Source organism: Shimia aestuarii, assembly GCF_900114635.1.
In the GTDB taxonomy this organism is placed as follows: domain Bacteria; phylum Pseudomonadota; class Alphaproteobacteria; order Rhodobacterales; family Rhodobacteraceae; genus Shimia; species Shimia aestuarii.
The window spans coordinates 1,548,567-1,565,258 of sequence record NZ_FOTQ01000001.1 but is presented as its reverse complement, the minus strand read 5'-3'; the positions used below and the strand labels follow the sequence as shown (position 1 = coordinate 1,565,258).

The 16,692-nt window shown below is 58.0% G+C and carries 15 protein-coding genes; 6 read left to right on the top strand and 9 right to left on the bottom strand.

The genetic code is table 11. The features are described from left to right. The 3 genes from galE to BMZ35_RS07700 all read right to left on the bottom strand — a co-directional run. Positions 1-971: UDP-glucose 4-epimerase GalE (gene galE / locus BMZ35_RS07710; RefSeq protein ID WP_093092394.1), on the bottom strand; the 971-nt coding region annotated here is incomplete at its 3' end. Between the two features lie 17 nt (positions 972-988). Next, positions 989-1,882, bottom strand: a complete 894-nt coding sequence (locus tag BMZ35_RS07705) for a UTP--glucose-1-phosphate uridylyltransferase (RefSeq protein WP_093092392.1) — start codon at positions 1,880-1,882, stop codon at positions 989-991. A 191-nt stretch (positions 1,883-2,073) separates the two neighbouring features. Further along, positions 2,074-3,228 carry a polysaccharide biosynthesis/export family protein gene (locus BMZ35_RS07700; protein WP_093092390.1) on the bottom strand — a complete coding sequence of 385 codons (1,155 nt, stop codon included), beginning with the start codon at positions 3,226-3,228 and terminating at the stop codon, positions 2,074-2,076. Between the two features lie 294 nt (positions 3,229-3,522). Between BMZ35_RS07700 and BMZ35_RS07695 the strand changes: the two genes are divergently transcribed. Then, positions 3,523-5,409, top strand: a complete 1,887-nt coding sequence (locus tag BMZ35_RS07695) for a polysaccharide biosynthesis protein (protein WP_093092388.1) — start codon at positions 3,523-3,525, stop codon at positions 5,407-5,409. A gap of 2 nt (positions 5,410-5,411) precedes the next feature. Here the strand turns inward: BMZ35_RS07695 and BMZ35_RS07690 are convergent, their stop codons facing one another. The 4 genes from BMZ35_RS07690 to cysQ are packed head-to-tail and all read right to left on the bottom strand — an operon-like array spanning position 5,412 to position 9,289. Then, on the bottom strand, positions 5,412-6,431 hold the full coding sequence (locus BMZ35_RS07690) for an NAD-dependent epimerase (protein ID WP_093092386.1): 1,020 nt from the start codon (positions 6,429-6,431) through the stop codon (positions 5,412-5,414). A 10-nt stretch (positions 6,432-6,441) separates the two neighbouring features. Beyond that, positions 6,442-7,695: a glycosyltransferase family 2 protein gene (locus BMZ35_RS07685; RefSeq protein ID WP_093092384.1), complete on the bottom strand. Its 1,254-nt coding sequence runs from the start codon at positions 7,693-7,695 to the stop codon at positions 6,442-6,444. Then, on the bottom strand, positions 7,692-8,492 hold the full coding sequence (locus tag BMZ35_RS07680; protein ID WP_093092382.1) for a 3-deoxy-manno-octulosonate cytidylyltransferase: 801 nt from the start codon (positions 8,490-8,492) through the stop codon (positions 7,692-7,694). The genes BMZ35_RS07685 and BMZ35_RS07680 overlap by 4 nt, the downstream gene beginning before the upstream one ends. Continuing rightward, entirely contained in the window at positions 8,492-9,289 is a 798-nt protein-coding gene (gene cysQ / locus BMZ35_RS07675; RefSeq protein WP_093092380.1) for a 3'(2'),5'-bisphosphate nucleotidase CysQ, read from the bottom strand. Before cysQ ends, BMZ35_RS07680 begins: the two co-directional genes overlap by 1 nt. Positions 9,290-9,408: 119 nt before the next feature. Here cysQ and BMZ35_RS07670 point away from each other — a divergent pair, with 119 nt between their 5' ends. Both BMZ35_RS07670 and BMZ35_RS07665 read left to right on the top strand, forming a co-directional pair. Beyond that, positions 9,409-10,230 carry an ABC transporter permease gene (locus BMZ35_RS07670; RefSeq protein WP_093092378.1) on the top strand — a complete coding sequence of 274 codons (822 nt, stop codon included), beginning with the start codon at positions 9,409-9,411 and terminating at the stop codon, positions 10,228-10,230. Then, the gene (locus tag BMZ35_RS07665; RefSeq protein WP_093092376.1) at positions 10,227-10,823 is read left to right on the top strand and encodes an SH3 domain-containing protein; all 597 of its coding nucleotides are present in this window, start codon (positions 10,227-10,229) and stop codon (positions 10,821-10,823) included. The genes BMZ35_RS07670 and BMZ35_RS07665 overlap by 4 nt, the downstream gene beginning before the upstream one ends. Positions 10,824-10,832: 9 nt before the next feature. Here BMZ35_RS07665 and BMZ35_RS07660 read toward each other — a convergent pair whose 3' ends face one another. Then, positions 10,833-11,450, bottom strand: coding sequence for an alpha-ketoglutarate-dependent dioxygenase AlkB family protein (locus tag BMZ35_RS07660; RefSeq protein ID WP_093092682.1), 618 nt, complete (start codon positions 11,448-11,450; stop codon positions 10,833-10,835). Positions 11,451-11,660: 210 nt separating this feature from the next. Here BMZ35_RS07660 and dnaK point away from each other — a divergent pair, with 210 nt between their 5' ends. Beyond that, positions 11,661-13,574, top strand: coding sequence for a molecular chaperone DnaK (dnaK, locus tag BMZ35_RS07655; protein WP_093092374.1), 1,914 nt, complete (start codon positions 11,661-11,663; stop codon positions 13,572-13,574). An 80-nt stretch (positions 13,575-13,654) separates the two neighbouring features. Further along, entirely contained in the window at positions 13,655-14,797 is a 1,143-nt protein-coding gene (dnaJ, locus tag BMZ35_RS07650; protein WP_093092372.1) for a molecular chaperone DnaJ, read from the top strand. Between the two features lie 61 nt (positions 14,798-14,858). Here the strand turns inward: dnaJ and BMZ35_RS07645 are convergent, their stop codons facing one another. Then, positions 14,859-15,698: an amino acid ABC transporter substrate-binding protein gene (locus BMZ35_RS07645; protein WP_093092370.1), complete on the bottom strand. Its 840-nt coding sequence runs from the start codon at positions 15,696-15,698 to the stop codon at positions 14,859-14,861. A 230-nt stretch (positions 15,699-15,928) separates the two neighbouring features. Between BMZ35_RS07645 and radC the strand changes: the two genes are divergently transcribed. Beyond that, entirely contained in the window at positions 15,929-16,690 is a 762-nt protein-coding gene (gene radC / locus BMZ35_RS07640) for a RadC family protein (RefSeq protein WP_093092368.1), read from the top strand. Positions 16,691-16,692 lie beyond the last annotated feature (2 nt).

Below are 16,692 nucleotides of genomic sequence, written 5' to 3'. Positions count from 1 at the left end.
CCGTTTTGGTGCCATCTCCAGGCATCTGCGATCATGATGTCCAATGTGGAACGTTTCGGGGTCCAACCTAGCTCTTTCCCCGCACGTGTCGAGCCGGAAACCAGCTTGGTACAGTCGCCGGGGCGGCGCGGTCCCTCTTCATACGGCACGTCCCGGTTGGTCACGGCGCGGGAATGATCGATCACTTCGCGCACCGAGAACCCGGATCCGGTGCCAAGGTTGAAGACACGGCTGCCCTTGTCATCCTCCAGCCACTTCAGGCCCAGAACATGCGCATCCACCAAATCACAAACATGCACGTAATCCCGGATACATGTGCCATCCGGCGTATCGTAATCCGTGCCAAAAATCGTCAGCGCTTCCCGCTTGCCATCAATCGCGTCCAGCATCAGGGGAATAAGATGGGTCTCAGGGCGGTGAAACTCGCCCACTTCCGCCTCCGGGTCGCCCCCCGCTACGTTGAAATAGCGAAAAATCACATGACGCAGCCCAAAAGCACTCTCGAAATCCTTGAGCATGTCTTCAATGGCGCGCTTGGACGATCCATAGGCATTGATCGGGTGCTGCTCGACACTTTCATCCAGCAACACATTGTCATGCTCGCCATAAGTTGCACAGGTTGAGGAGAACACGAAGTTTCGGCACCCCGCAGCAACCGTCGCCTCGATCAAACTCAGCGAACCGCCCACATTGTTGAGCCAGTATTTGCCCGGCTCCTTCATGCTCTCGCCAACCTGGCTGAGCGCGGCAAAGTGCATCACCGCAACCGGCTGGTACTTGGCAAACACCGCATCCAAGCGCGCCCGGTCCAGAAGATCCCCCCTTTCGAACGGGCCGAACTTCACGGCGTCTTCCCAACCGGTGCACAGATTGTCGTAGGTGACGGGAACATAGCCCGCCTGACGCAACGCCTTGCAGGCGTGCGAACCAATGTATCCGGCACCGCCGGTTACGAGCACATGGTCGGCCATGTCATTTCCTCTTCAGATTATTGAGCTGCCTTGCGCATTGCGATCATCTCTTCAAGATAGGCCGCCAACTCGTCCCTCAGATCATCTCGCGCCAGACCAAAGGCCACAGTCGCCTGAAGAAAACCGGCTTTCGATCCACAATCATGGCGCTGCCCGGCGAAACGATACCCAAACACGCCGCGCCCCTGGCTAATCTCGGCGGCGATCGCATCTGTGAGCTGGATCTCACCTCCGGCGCCACTTTTCTGTTTGCTCAGGTTTCTCAGGACCGTCGGAGAAAGAATGTAGCGACCGATCACGGCGAGGTTCGAAGGAGCCTTCTCTGCCGCGGGCTTCTCGACCATCCCGCCGACGGTCACCAGGGGGCCGTTTTCCTCTTTGATATCCAGCACGCCATAGGATGACGCCTGCTCTGGTGTGACTTCCATCGCTGCCACCATGCTCCCACCGGTTTCTGCATGAGCATCCACCATCTGCTTGAGACAGCCAGGCTCACCTGCGATTACGTCGTCCGGCAGAATGACGGCAAAGGGTTCGTTGGCGATCAATCGGTGCGCACACCAGACGGCGTGGCCCAGTCCAAGTGCCTTGTGCTGGCGGATATAGGCGATCGCCCCGCTGTCCATGTTGGTCTTTTTCAGAAGCTCCAGAAGCTCATTCTTGCCCTTTTTGCGAAGCTCCTGTTCAAGCTGCGGCGCGTGGTCAAAATAATCCTCCAGCGCCCCCTTGCCACGCGACGTGACAAAGATGAATTCCTTGATCCCCGCTTCTCGTGCTTCATCGATAGCGTATTGAATCAGCGGACGGTCAACCAGCGTCATGATCTCTTTGGGAACCGATTTCGTGGCGGGCAGGAACCTCGTTCCAAGCCCTGCGACAGGAAAGATTGCCTTTGTAACTTTGTTCCTCATCGGCTGCTCATCCTCGTAATGCTGTACATATTATTTGTTAACCCAAACTGGCGACGAACCTACTCAAATTGCACATTTGATACAACGCAGGCACATTCAAAATGTTTGCTCCGTCGTTGTGCACTTTTCGATCCTTCCGGCGTGACATGCCGTCATCTCATCAAAACCGATCAGTCATCAAGATAACTGGATCAGTTTATGATATTGTTGATCGCAAACAGCGAACCCAACAGCGCAATCACCGCCTGCGCCGGTTTGAGCGCCGACTCGGTCGCCATAACAACATCTCCGGGTTGCATCATGAACTTCTTCGCCCCGAACAGACCGTCTGCCGTTGTCATGTTGAAAGAAAAGACAACATACTGCGTCTCCGGACCAAACCCATTTGGCTTGATTGCCGACTTTGGGTATTCCCTGAGCAACAGAACCCCTTGGGGATTGGCCCGCAGGTCCTGAAGCCCACCGAGCGAAGACATTGCTTCGACGACAGAGATGTTCTCACGATCAAAGTAGACCAACTTTTCAGTTTCAGAGGCGCCCAGAGCCACGAAGAAACGGTCATTCTCCGAAACAATCACCTGGTCGCCACCGCGCACGATCACGTTTTTCTTCGGGTCCTTTAGGAGTTCGTCCGCAGGAATTTCATAGCTCTGCCCATCACGCATGATACGCACGATCGGATTCTGAATAACGGGGTCGATACCGCCTCCCTGGGCAAGCGCCCATAGGATTGAGTCATTGCGCCCCGTCAGCTCGACTTGTCCCGGCTTTTTCACCCCGGACACCATGTCAATCGAATTGCGGGTGCCGGATTGCACTTCGAGCTGAACCTGCGCGGATGGCGCAATTGCGCTCATCTGGTTTTGAACCTGTTCGCGCGCCTGCTCCGGAGTGAGGCCACCCACGAAAACCTCATCCACGTAAGGAACGAAAATGGCGCCGGAAGAAGATACCTCGACGGGGCGAACCTGAACACTACGTTGTCCGGGTCCCAGCAGCAGGGAATTGTCCTGGTTGTCCCAGATTGTCAGGATCACCCGGTCTCCCGGTTTGATAATCTTGGATCCGGGGCCATTTACGCGGGAGAACCAATGATAGTGGCCATGCCAGCCCGCGCTGGGCCATTTAGCCACCTCGACAACGGACGTGCGCGTCACTTCCACCATGGTTACGTCGTCGGGAATCGCGTTTTCGCCGACAACTTCCCCTTTGGTCGCGGCACCGCGCGGCAACGAGCAGGAAACCAGCAGCAGACACGCCACCAATGCCAGAATTCCACACGTAATACGCCGCATTATACCTGCCTTCACATATTCTTGGCCCCTTCTAGCGCCAAAATCAGACATCAAACAACCTATTGTTCCGACTAGTCGGCGAGAATTTTCTAACCGTGCAAATAGAGTCACGCGCTCGACGATGCAAAAACAATGCCTGGAAACAACGCCGCCACGGAGTGCTCCGGCGGCAATCCGCCAGCGGGTTTTGAACCTTCACGATTGCTCAATGTTCTTCTGGGCTTAGTTTTCAATGAGTGATATGGTGCCCGGAGGCACCCGAATGTGCCTGTTCACGTTATTGATGCGACGACACGCAGGCAAACCAATTTTAAGCTGGCAGACTACCGGCCGGGAACCCGAAAGATGTTTTATCAACTTGTCACTTCGATGAGCCGCGCTCAGAAGGGCTACATATTGATGGGAATGGACCTTTTCTGGGTCGTTGCTTCCTTCTTCATATCGCAAAGCCTGCTCTATAATGGCCATTTTTCCATTGATCAGTTTTGGTCCTCTGCTTGGTACCTGTTGCTGTTCATTCCGCTGACTGCAGCTGTAATCCACTTTTTTGGACTGCACCTGATCAAGCTCAACACTTACGGAATGAACGACATCATCAATACGATGTCTCTTGCTGGTCTGCTGTGCTCGGTTGGAATTGGCACCAACATGATCTTCAAGACGGATGCACCTGTCAGCGCGGCATCTTTGATAACATTTGGGCTGCTGTTTTCCGTCCTGTCGATTTGCGGACGCATTCTATTGCGCAAGATCGTCCTGCGGATTTACTCAAGCCGCCAGACTCGCAAGCGGGTGCTGATTTATGGAGCGGGCCAAACCGGCCAGCAACTCGCGACGGCACTCCAAACAGACCACGAATTTGAAGCTGCTTGTTTCGTGGATGACAACGCCACGCTTCACAAACTCACCGTGGCTGGCCTGAGGGTGCATTCGCCCAAGAACATCCCGATGCTCGTGAAACGCATTGGCGTTGACCGGATCATTCTCGCCATGCCTTCTGCGGACCAGACGGTCCGCGTACAGTTGGCCAAGAAACTGAGCAGCCTAGACTGTGAAGTCCTTGCTCTTCCCTCCTTCGCCGACATGGTTTTGCGCGGAGAAGAAGCGACCCGCGCGGCGCCTGTACAGCTTAACAGCTTGCTCGGCCGTGACGCGCTGGAAACGGACCTGCCAGCGGCAAGCAGTGCGTACGAAGATCGTCGCATTCTTGTCACCGGGGCCGGAGGTTCCATCGGCTCCGAGCTATGCCGGCAGCTTCTGAACTGCAAACCAACAACGCTCGTGTTGTTCGAACACAGCGAGTACGCGCTCTACAAGATCGCACAGCAGCTCAAGGAAACTGCCTCAACCACGCGCATAGTCCCGGTGCTTGGCTCGGTGACTCAGCCTGAGCTTGTGCGCGAGACCCTTCACAACCATGAGGTCGACGTCGTATTTCACGCCGCCGCCTACAAACATGTCAATATCGTCGAGTCCAACAGCTTTGAAGGGGCTCGCAACAACGTGCTGGGAACCCGAATAGTTGCAGAGGAATCGATCCGCGCAGGCGTGAACCGCTTTATCCTTGTCTCTACCGACAAGGCCGTCCGCCCGACATCCATGATGGGATCCACCAAGCGCATGGCTGAACTGGTTGTCCAGGATCTCTCGACCCGCAGCAACGAAACGAAACTGTCGATGGTGCGTTTTGGCAATGTACTGGGGTCGTCAGGTTCGGTCATTCCCCTGTTTGACGAGCAAATTCGCGAAGGCGGACCTGTAACGGTAACCCACCCCGAGGTGACACGGTACTTCATGACCTTGTCCGAAGCGGTCCGTCTGGTTCTTCTTGCGGGTAGCTTCTCGCGCGGTGGTGACGTGTTTGTTTTGGATATGGGAAAACCCGTCTCTATCCTGAGCGTTGCGCGGAAAATGATCGAAACCGCTGGCTTTTCCGTCCGCGACGAAAACGATCCCAACGGCGATATTTCGATCGCCTTCATCGGTCTCAAGCCAGGCGAAAAGATGCATGAAGAGCTTCTGATCGGGACAGACATGCTCACGACGCCTCACCCGAAGATCCTGCGCGCGCAAGAACATTACTGGTCCGAACTCGAGATGGCGAATGCGTTGCAGGATTTGCGCCGTGCTATCGAGACACGCGACGGAGATCTTTTGCGCGCCACCATGCGCAAATGGGTGGAATCGCCAGACTCCGACCCTGCGGTGCTCACGGTCGTCGGCGAAAGCTGACTTCAAACGTTGTAATAGTCGCGATACCAGTCGACAAAAGCGCGCACACCCTGATCAACAGGTGTCCGGGGGCGCACGCCTGTAAGTGCCTGCAGCAAGTCCGCCGAAGCCCAGGTGGCCGGAACGTCGCCGGGCTGCATCGGCATGTAATTCTTTTGGGCTGTGCTGCCGATGGCCGCTTCAATCGCTTCGACGAACGTCATTAACTGAACCGGCTGGCCATTGCCGATATTTACCACCCGCCATGGCGCAACGGCACTCAGGCTGTCGCCTTCGACACCTTCACCGCGCTCCTCGGACGCGGGCGGCACCGCATCGACCAGCGCGACAATACCTGACACAAGGTCGTCAATGAACGTGAAATCCCGGCTCATGTCGCCGTGATTGTAGATGTCGATCGGCTGTCCTTCGAGAATGGCCTTGGTAAACTTGAACAGCGCCATGTCGGGCCGTCCCCACGGTCCGTAAACCGTAAAGAACCGAAACATCGTGGTCGGCAACCCGTACAGGTGGGCATACGAGTGCGCCATCGCCTCGTTGGCTTTCTTAGTCGCCGCGTAAAACGACATCTGCGTGTCCGCCTTGTCCGTTTCCGCATACGGCATGTCTGTATTTGCGCCGTAAACCGAACTGGTGGAGGCCAAGAGCATATGCTGCGGCGGAAAGGCGCGCGCCGCTTCCAAAAGTTTGAACGTGCCGATCAGGTTCGCTTCGACATAGGAACCCGGTTCATCAATCGAATACCGCACCCCTGCTTGCGCAGCGAGGTGGATCACGACGTCTGGCCGATGCTCCTCGAACAACCCCCTCAAAAGGTCAGAATCTTCCAGCCGCGCGACAACCGCCTGAAACCCGGCATTCTGCATCAGCATCGCATGTCGCCGTTCTTTCAGGGTGACGTCGTAGTAATCGGTCATCGCATCCAGTCCAATGACCCGCCAGCCTGCGTCCAACAAGCGTTTCGCAGTATGAAAGCCGATGAACCCGGCGGAGCCTGTGACCAATGCAGTGCGCTGTACCATCCACTCGTTCCTATTCTGCGGCGCTGCCGCCATTGTTTTCCAGCAACCGTTGCGGTGCAACGCGCTGTATTTCACGTGACAACCGTTTTGAAAACCGCGTCAACCGAAACAGGCGTTGCGTGCGTTCCGAACGCCCAAAAAGACCACCCGATTGTTCCCAATATCCCGCTGGATCATAACGGACACGATGATAAAGCGTCGTCGGACTGAACAGGAAAAGCGAGGGCACCTTGCCCTGCGCAACCAAGCGTTCCGCCTGCCGTCGCAACCCGCGCCGCCGCCACGCCCGACCCGCTAAAACCACGCCACCCGCCTTTTCGCGGCGAAACGCGCGAAATCCATCCGGCGCACGCGGGATTGGTGCCAAGGCCCCTGACTCGCGCGTTTGCCCCTCAAGATACCCCTTGTCCAACCCGCGCATCAGCCGCCCCACATCACCGGGCATTGCATCACCGCGTACCATATGGCGCAAAAGCCGCTGGCGCTGCCCGGCCCTGAAGGCTTTCCAGGCCGTTGTATGATCTTCCGCCGGGCAGTGCTTGGCCAGAAAAACGGCCACGCTCGCCCCGATTTCGCTCAGATCACGGGGCACGCGTGCGCCGGTACGCTGCGCATTGGCAAGAAAGCCATGATGCACTTCGGCCAGCGGTACGATCCCCGTGGCAAAACCACCCTTGGCCAAACGCCAGTTCAAGTCCGTTTCATCAAGAAAATAGCGGAATGCCGGATCAAATCCGCCCATCTCTGCCAGAATACTCCGCCGAACCGCCATGTTCGTGCCTTCGGTCTTGACCGCTCGTCCCGGTACAGAATGCAGTACCACGGGCCGGGTTGAATCCACTGCTAGAGGTAGGGTGCGCCCGGCATGATCCACGCTTTGCGCCCGCCACTGCATGGAAATACCGTTGCGTCCCCGCACGAATCCCCCCGCTGCCGCAACCTCTTCCTCGGCAAAGGGTGCAACAAGGTGGAACAGCCACCCGGTTTCGGGCACGGCATCGTCATCGACAAAGGCCACGACCTCGCCCGCAGCCTGCGCAATCCCGAGATTTCGCGATTTTGAGATGTTGGCTTCGTCGAACGGAACGGCCTTGATCTGCGCTGCAAACGGTAAGGTAGCCATGGCACTTAACCCCTGCGGGTCGGCCACAACAATCACTTCGAAAGCCCCATAGTCCAGTTGAGCCACCCCGGTCAAACAGCGTGTGAGCGCGTCGGGTCTTCCCCGACTGACAACCACGACGCTGACCGGGATGGGGTTCATGGCGTGCCCATCTCCGCCATCATTGCTTCGATCTTTGGAACATCTTCGGGATTGTTCAGTTCCCAGAACTGCCGCCCCCGCGCTTCGACCTCGACACACAGGACCTGCCGCCCATGCTCCATGAACCGCAACTGCTCCAACCCTTCCAGCCGCTCCAGAGGCCCGGCATCCCACCGCGGATACGCGCCCAGCGCCGCCGGACGATAGGCATAGACACCAACGTGATGGAACACCGGCGTTTCGTCTTCATCGGCAAAAGTTTGCGACGTGAACGGTACAACCTCCTTGGAGAAATAAAGCGCGTGGTGATCCTTGGTGAATACCGCCGTCGTACCACCGACCCGGCCCGCTTTGCGATCCTCAAGGAACCCGTTCAATGCCCGCCCATCACAGCGCAGCACCGGCGTGGCGACCTCGGCCATCGGATCATTCCGCAGGCCCTTGACCAGATCCTCGACGAACCATGCCGGTGTCAGCGGCGCATCACCTTGTAGGTTGACCACAATGTCAAACCCGCCCCCGAGGTTGTCAAAGGCCTCCGCGCAACGCTCGGTGCCGTTCTGACACTCGGACGAAGTCATCACGACCTCTGCTCCAAAGGCTTCCGCCGCATCGCGTATCCGATCATCATCCGTCGCGACAACCACCCGGTCCACGCCCTTGACTGCGCAGGCCGCTTCCCAGCTGCGCTGCACAAGGCTCTTGGACACGCCGGTCGCGCCCTTCAACTCGGCCAATGGCTTGCCGGGATAGCGACTCGATTCATAACGTGCGGGGATGACGATCAGCGCAGACATCAGGCAGACTTGAGCTCCACTCCCGGCGCATAGGCGATGAAATAGGGGTTGGCGAAATCTTCCTTGCCATAGGTCAGTGGCGTGTGGTCATCAAACCGCACCACCTGCCCACCGGCACCCAGCAAAACGGCATGGCCCGCCGCCGTGTCCCACTCCATCGTGCGGCCCACACGCGGATAAAGGTCGGCCTCACCCGTCGCCACCAGGCAGAATTTCAACGACGATCCGGCGCTCTTGAAATCCGCGACCTGGTACTTGGCGATATAGTCCTTGGTCTCGTCGGTCAGGTGCGACTTGGACGCCACCACCAACAGCGCGGAGTTGTCGGAGTCCGACACCTTAATCGGCGCCACCTCGCCCACGGTGTTAGGGTCGAAAGATCCGGTTTCCTCGACCGACTGTCCATCCGCCTGGGTAAAGAACATCCGGTTCTTGGCAGGTGCATAGACCACGCCCCGTTGCGGCACGCCATTCTCGACATAAGCAATGTTCACGGTGAAATCGCCGCGGCGGTGGATGAACTCCTTGGTGCCGTCCAGCGGATCAACGATCAGGAATGTATCGCCCTTCGCCGCGTGGCTGTCCGCCTGCTCTTCGGTTACCAGCATCACGTCCGGGAACTCCGCACGAAGACCCGCCGCAATGATCGCGTCCGCTGCTTCATCGGCGGCAGTCACCGGGCTGTCATCAGACTTGACCTTCACGTCAAAGTCATCGGCGTTGTAGATTTCCATGATCTTGTCGCCCGCCTCGATGGCAAGTTTTCGAATCACCGGAATCAATGCATCGTAGTTCAAATGTCTTCTCCTTGATGGGCTTTTGTTGAATTGCGCCTCTCAGCCCCTTATGGTGGCATGGTAAGGGATCAGCAAGAATTCCCTGACATAACTGCGACATTCCGCGGACGGCAGAGGCAATGTTTCAACAATCGGTTCCCAGAACGACGCTTGAATCGGCAGTCAACATTGCCGAACTCGTCTACCATTCGATTGTGCGCAACGTGCGCAAATCGCATGGCAACGCGGTCATGTCGATCCTGATCAACATGCTTCAGGCGTTCATATTCGTTATCGCCTTTTATGTGATGTTCACGGTCCTCGGGTTGCGATCGGCGGCCCTGCGCGGCGATTTCCTGCTGTACCTGATGTCGGGGATCTTCCTGTTCCTAACCCATACCAAGACACTTGGCGCCGTTGTGGGTTCCGAAGGGCCCAGTTCCCCGATGATGAAACACGCGCCCATGAACACGATCATCTCGATCCTGTCTGCGGCACTGGGTACGCTCTACATTCAGGTGTTGTCTCTGTTCGCCATCCTGTTCGTCTACCACGCGGCCATTTCCCCGATCACGATTGACGATCCGATCGGTGCTTTTGGAATGCTTCTGATCGCGTGGTTTACCGGTATCGCCATTGGCATGGTCTTTCTTGCGCTCAAACCGTGGTTTCCCACATTCGTGAGCATCGCGAGCACCGTCTATCAAAGGGCCAACATGATCGCATCGGGCAAGATGTTCGTCGCCAACACGCTACCGACTTTCATGTTGAACATGTTTGACTGGAACCCGCTTTTTCACTGCATCGACCAGGCGCGCGGCTTTACCTTCATCAACTATTATCCGCGCAACTCGTCGATCACCTATCCATTGATCGTGGGCGTGGTGCTCCTGATGGTTGGCCTCATGGGCGAATTCTATACCCGGCGGAATGTCTCGCTTAGCATGGGCGCCCGCCGATGATTCGCCTCGCTTTCCTGCTCTTTCTGCTCCCTGCCATGGCCCTGGCACAGGGCCTGCCCGCCCTCTTCGATGTGACAGGTGTCGCGCAAGCCGATGTGCTCAATGTGCGCTCCGCCCCCAGCGGCAGCGCCCCCATCATCGGCAGCCTGCACCCCGACGAGACGAATATCGAAGTGACCGAAACCAACGATGCGGGCACATGGGGCCGCTTGAACGTCGGAGAAACCTCTGGCTGGGCATCGCTGAGGTTTCTGGAAAGGCAACCGGGCGACCCGGACTATGCACTGGCCCGGTCCTTGCGTTGCTTTGGCACGGAACCCTTCTGGTCCCTCTCCCTCACACAGGGGCAAGAGGCGGTTTTTTCATCCCCCGACTCCCAAGCCACCGTTCCCGGTGCAGGCCTCCTGACCGCATCACGCAACTCGCCGGGTCATTTTGCTGTTGGCTTTAATGACTCCACAGCCATCATCCGGCGCGCAGCCTGCTCAGACGGCATGTCGGATCAAAGCTTCGGCCTCACAATCGACCTGTTTCTGTCGCATGGCGGCGATACAGCGCTTTATTCCGGCTGCTGCAGGATCGACCCGCGCTAGGACACGGCTTCATTCCGTCAAAGGCTCAACCACCCGAAGCGTGATGTTGATCCGCCCACCACCCGGCAACAGGCGGGACGATTTGAACCGGATGCGGTCCACGCCATGAAATGACAACCGCGCCGCGCCGCCCATCACCACGACGTCCCCGGATTTCAGCCAAACGGATTCGGTGCTGTCGCTGCGCTCGGGCCCACCCATCCGGAACAACCCGTCGTCACCAAGTGACACGGACAGGACAGGCCACCCAAAATCGCCCTCATCCCTGTCCTGATGAAGCCCCATCCGCGCGCCCTCTCCATAGAAATTCACGAGGCAGCAATCCGGCACGCGCTCCAAGCCCGTCACCTTATGCCACAGCTCGAGAATGCGTCCGGGGATATCAGGCCAAGGTCCCCCGCGCGGTTGCTCCGGCTCATACCGATAGCCGCGACGGTCCGAGATCCACCCCACCCGCCCTGCGCTGGTCATCTTCACGCTCATCGGCTTGCCGAAACGCGTCACCGGGGCCCGCATCGGCGCCGCCCGCGCCACGGCGCGCAAATCCTCGACCATATCCCGCTGCGCGCGCCCGTCCAGAACTCCGGGATAGAGCGTGAAACCTCGGATTGTAAGCGGTGTGGTCATGACCTGTTGTTCCACTTCGGCATCGAACGAAAAAAATGGCGCCAATTACAGGTAAACGCCCCTTTGAGACGCTTGCACGGCCTTTTTGACCTCCCTATATACCCTGCGAAGCGCAATCGCCTGCACAGGCGGTTGCAAACGGGATCGGGGCTTGAATGCCATAACGGGTTCAGGTCTCGGAACATCGCCTTAATTGAGAAGGGATCGAAAATGAGCAAAGTGATTGGTATCGACCTCGGTACAACGAACTCCTGCGTTGCCATCATGGATGGTTCGCAACCCAAGGTGATCGAAAACTCGGAAGGTGCACGCACCACCCCGTCGATCGTCGCCTTCACCGATGACGAGCGCCTTGTAGGCCAGCCGGCGAAGCGCCAGGCCGTCACCAACCCCGAAAACACCGTTTTTGGCGTCAAGCGTCTCATCGGCCGCCGGTTCGACGACGCAGACCTGTCCAAAGACCTCAAGAACATGCCGTTCAACGTCATCAATGGCGGTAATGGCGACGCGTGGGTCGAAGCCAAGGGCGAAAAATACAGCCCCTCGCAAATCTCGGCCTTCATCCTCGGCAAGATGAAAGAAACCGCCGAGAGCTATCTTGGTGAAGAAGTCACGCAGGCGGTCATCACCGTTCCGGCCTACTTCAACGATGCTCAGCGTCAGGCCACCAAGGACGCCGGTAAAATCGCCGGCCTCGAAGTGCTGCGTATCATCAACGAACCGACCGCCGCCGCTCTGGCCTATGGTCTGGACAAGGAAAACACCCACACCATCGCGGTCTATGACCTTGGCGGTGGTACCTTCGACGTGACCATCCTTGAGATTGACGACGGCCTGTTCGAAGTGAAATCGACCAACGGCGATACTTTCCTCGGTGGTGAAGACTTTGACATGCGCATCGTCAACTACCTCGCCGGCGAGTTCAAGAAAGAGCACAACGTCGACCTGACCAAGGACAAGATGGCCCTGCAGCGTCTGAAAGAAGCTGCCGAGAAAGCCAAAATCGAACTGTCCTCGTCGTCGCAGACCGAAATCAACCAGCCGTTCATCTCGATGGACCCGTCCTCGGGCACGCCGCTGCACATGGTTATCAAACTGACCCGCGCCAAGCTGGAATCGCTGGTCGGTGACCTGATCAAGGCCTCGCTGAAACCCTGTCAGGCCGCTCTGAAAGACGCCGGCATGTCGGCCAATGAAATCGACGAGATCGTTCTCGTTGGTGGTATGACCCGTATGCCCAAAGTCATCGAGGAAGTGACCAAGTTCTTCGGCAAAGAGCCCCACAAAGGCGTGAACCCGGACGAAGTGGTTGCCATGGGCGCCGCCATCCAGGCCGGTGTTCTGCAGGGTGACGTGAAAGACGTTGTGCTGCTCGACGTAACCCCGCTGTCGCTGGGCATCGAAACGCTGGGGGGTGTCTTCACCCGCCTGATCGACCGCAACACCACGATCCCGACCAAGAAATCGCAAATCTTCTCGACCGCCGAAGACAACCAGAATGCCGTGACCATCCGCGTGTTCCAGGGCGAGCGTGAAATGGCCGCGGACAACAAGATCCTTGGTCAGTTCAACCTCGAAGACATCCCGCCCGCACCGCGCGGCATGCCGCAGATCGAAGTGACCTTTGACATCGACGCCAACGGCATCGTGTCTGTGGGCGCGCTCGACAAGGGCACGGGCAAGGAACAGAAAATCACGATCCAGGCATCGGGTGGCCTCTCGGACGAGGACATTGAAAAGATGGTCAAGGACGCCGAGGAAAACGCCGAGGCCGACAAGGAACGTCGCGAGTTGATCGAAGCCCGCAACCAGGCAGAATCGCTGATCCACTCGACCGAAAAGTCGCTGGAAGAGCATTCCGACAAGGTCGACCCGACCACCGTCGAAGCCATCGAGCTGGCCATTGCCGCGCTGAAAGACGACCTCGAGAAAGACGATGCGAGCGCCGACAAGATCAAGTCGGGCATCCAGAACGTGACCGAGGCCGCCATGAAGCTTGGCGAAGCCATCTACAAAGCCAGCCAGGATGAGGCCGGTGACGAGCCCACCGCCGCGGACGCAGGTCCGGGCGAGGATGACATCGTCGACGCCGATTTCGAAGATCTGGACGGCGACAAGCGCTAATGGCGCATCATCGGAACTGAAATTGGGGCCGGTCCGGTTGCCGGACCGGCCCTTTTCATTCCGTGCCAAAGGAGTAACCCATGGCAAAACGTGACTTCTACGAGGTGCTTGGCGTCAGCAAAGGGGCTTCCGCGGACGAGATCAAAAAGGCCTATCGCAAGAAGGCCAAGGAACTGCACCCCGACCGCAACAAGGACAACCCCGAGGCCGAGGCCCAGTTCAAGGAAGCGAACGAAGCCTACGAAATCCTCAAGGACGCCGAGAAAAAAGCTGCCTATGACCGTTTCGGCCACCAGGCTTTCGAGGGCGGCATGGGCGGTGGTCCGCGCGGCAGCCACCCCGGTCAGGGCGATTTCGCCAGCGCGTTTTCGGATGTGTTCGACGACCTGTTCGGCGATTTCATGGGCGGACGAGGCGGCGGCGGTCGTCAGCGCGCCGCGCGTGGTGCCGACCTGCGCTATAACTTGCGGGTTTCGCTCGAAGACGCCTTTTCCGGAATCCAGAAGACGATCAACGTACCAACTTCGGTGCAATGTGACTCTTGCGACGGATCCGGCGCAGAAGGCGGCGCAGAGCCGACCACCTGTCCAACCTGTTCCGGCATGGGCAAGGTCCGCGCACAACAGGGCTTTTTCACCGTTGAACGCACCTGCCCGACCTGCTCGGGTCTGGGTCAGATCATCAAGAACCCCTGCAAAAGCTGCGGCGGTCAGGGCCGTGTCGAAAAAGACCGCGCCCTGTCGGTGAACATCCCCGCCGGTGTTGAAACCGGCACGCGCATTCGTCTTGCCGGCGAAGGCGAAGCGGGCATGCGTGGTGGGCCTTCGGGCGACCTCTACATCTTCATCGAGGTCGCTCCGCACAAGATCTTTGAACGCGACGGACCCAACCTATATTGCCGGGTCCCGGTCTCCATGGCCAGCGCGGCCCTTGGCGGCGATATCGAGGTCCCAACCATCGACGGCGGCCGCAGCCGGGTCAAAATCCCGGCAGGGTCTCAATCCGGCCGCCAGATGCGCCTGCGGGGAAAAGGCATGCCCGCACTGCGTGGTGCAGGCACCGGCGATATGATGATCGAACTGGCTGTCGAAACGCCGGTCAACCTGACCAGCCGCCAAAAAGAGCTTCTTCGCGAATTCGAGGACCTCTCGGAAGAGAACAACCCCGAAAGCAGCAGCTTCTTCAAGTCGGTCAAGAACTTCTGGGATTCCATGAAGGGCTGAGGCCCTCCAGAAACATCGCAATCATCGCAGAAGGCGCGCCCGTAAAAGGTGCGCCTTTTGTTCACTCCACGATCGGCGCCAGCAGGAACATCGCCCGAAGCGCAAGCCCCGGTTGAAGGTTCGGAATCGCTTCGGCCATGACTTTCTGCATCTCGCCCTTGGCATAAAGGCTGGACAACGCCCGATCGACGATCAGGCGAAACTCTGTATCGCCCCGCGCCATGGCCAACCCCTGTTTTTCGACGGTCAGGATTTCCGTCGACATCTTGAAGTCCTTTGCCTTAGCGCTCTTGGCAATAAGCCCCACCAGGATTGACTGATCCGCAAAATAGGCGTCAATCTCGGCGTTTTCCATCGCCTGCATGCCGTCGCCATGGGACGAGAACCGGACAAGCTCGGCTTCAAACCCTGCCAGCTTGAGCGAATTGACCAATGCCGTCTCTGTCGTCGTGTCGCGCCGCACCCCGAGCTTCTTGCCAGCCAAATCCCCAAGTTGCTCCGAGGCGGCGACGGGCAGGATCAACGCCGTGCCATCCACGAAAGTCGGGATCGAAAAATCCACCAACGCACGCCGCTCAAGCGTGATTGTGGCCGCGCCGCAATGAAGGTCGACCTCTCCGTTCGCCACTTTCTCAAAGCGGTCCTGCACACCGACCGGCACGAATTGCACCTGCAGGTCGTCCATCTTCAGATGGTTGACGATTTCCTGAGCGACCCGGACACAGACCAGCGGCGTGTACCCGGCCGGTTCGCCCGATTCCAACTGATACGACATCGGCGCCGCGTCCAGCCGGTATCCAAGGTTGAGCTGTTTCGTTTCCTTGATCCGCTCAAGGGTTTGGGCCCCTGCGGGCACGGCCAACGCCACCACGGTCAGAAAGGCGGTCAAAAAACTACGCATGAAATAATCCTGTGCTGTCCAATTGCTGTGGTCTTGTCTTCCTTGGGCGAAAGCTTTTCACCAAACCTGGAAACCCACAAGCGCAAATGGCGGTATTAGGATTTTGCTCTGCCGCAAAACGATACCGACGCAATACCGACATAATACCGACGTGATACCGATCCCCTGTCCGCTCCGTTAACCATTTGGAAGTTAACCCTTCGTTCACCATGTTGGGACACGCTGGGACCATGTCCGATCCGCATTCATTCTCCGAGATGCCTCTGCCTCTGTTTCCCGTTGACGAGGCACCGACACAGGCTTTGCCCTCCGGCAAACTGCCATCCTATATTGCCGATCACCGCAAGCGGTTGCGCGCCCGTTTCCTGTCCGGCGGTGCTCAGGCCATGCCGGACTATGAGCTTCTCGAGCTTGTTCTCTTCCGGGCAATTCCACGTCAGGATGTCAAACCGCTTGCTCATAAGCTTCTGGAAACATTCGGAGATTTCAACGGTGTTTTATCGGCCCCCATTATCCGCCTTCGTGACGTGAAAGGGGTCGGAGACGCGGTTGTCACGGAACTCAAGGTTGTCGAGGCAGCCGCGCATCGGCTTGCCCGCGCCCGCGTGATGCAACGCCATGTCCTGTCAGGTTGGGACGCGCTTTTGGATTATTGCCACACGACAATGGCACATCGCGATACCGAACAGTTCCGGGTTCTGTTCCTTGACACCAAGAACACCCTGATCGCGGACGAAGAACAGGCACGAGGCACAGTCAACCATGTCCCGGTCTACCCAAGAGAGGTCGCCAAAAGGGCCTTGGAACTAAACGCTAGTGCGTTGATTTTGGTGCACAATCACCCATCCGGCGATCCCACACCTTCTGAAGCCGACATCACCATGACCGACCAGATCAACGCCGCCGCACAGGCGTTGGGCATCACTCTGCATGACCACCTGATTATCGGAAAGTCTCGGGAACTCAGCTTCCGGTCCGAGGGCTATCTCTAGGC

Coding starts and splice junctions, on each gene's coding strand:
- BMZ35_RS07700 (WP_093092390.1), bottom strand. CDS start 3,228: ATGTCTGATTTTGGCGCTAGAAGGGGCCAAGAATATGTGAAGGCAGGT.
- BMZ35_RS07660 (WP_093092682.1), bottom strand. CDS start 11,450: ATGACCACACCGCTTACAATCCGAGGTTTCACGCTCTATCCCGGAGTT.
- BMZ35_RS07665 (WP_093092376.1), top strand. CDS start 10,227: ATGATTCGCCTCGCTTTCCTGCTCTTTCTGCTCCCTGCCATGGCCCTG.
- BMZ35_RS07670 (WP_093092378.1), top strand. CDS start 9,409: ATGTTTCAACAATCGGTTCCCAGAACGACGCTTGAATCGGCAGTCAAC.
- dnaJ (WP_093092372.1), top strand. CDS start 13,655: ATGGCAAAACGTGACTTCTACGAGGTGCTTGGCGTCAGCAAAGGGGCT.
- radC (WP_093092368.1), top strand. CDS start 15,929: ATGTCCGATCCGCATTCATTCTCCGAGATGCCTCTGCCTCTGTTTCCC.
- BMZ35_RS07645 (WP_093092370.1), bottom strand. CDS start 15,698: ATGCGTAGTTTTTTGACCGCCTTTCTGACCGTGGTGGCGTTGGCCGTG.
- dnaK (WP_093092374.1), top strand. CDS start 11,661: ATGAGCAAAGTGATTGGTATCGACCTCGGTACAACGAACTCCTGCGTT.
- BMZ35_RS07685 (WP_093092384.1), bottom strand. CDS start 7,695: ATGAACCCCATCCCGGTCAGCGTCGTGGTTGTCAGTCGGGGAAGACCC.
- BMZ35_RS07695 (WP_093092388.1), top strand. CDS start 3,523: ATGTTTTATCAACTTGTCACTTCGATGAGCCGCGCTCAGAAGGGCTAC.
- BMZ35_RS07690 (WP_093092386.1), bottom strand. CDS start 6,431: ATGGTACAGCGCACTGCATTGGTCACAGGCTCCGCCGGGTTCATCGGC.
- BMZ35_RS07680 (WP_093092382.1), bottom strand. CDS start 8,492: ATGTCTGCGCTGATCGTCATCCCCGCACGTTATGAATCGAGTCGCTAT.
- BMZ35_RS07705 (WP_093092392.1), bottom strand. CDS start 1,882: ATGAGGAACAAAGTTACAAAGGCAATCTTTCCTGTCGCAGGGCTTGGA.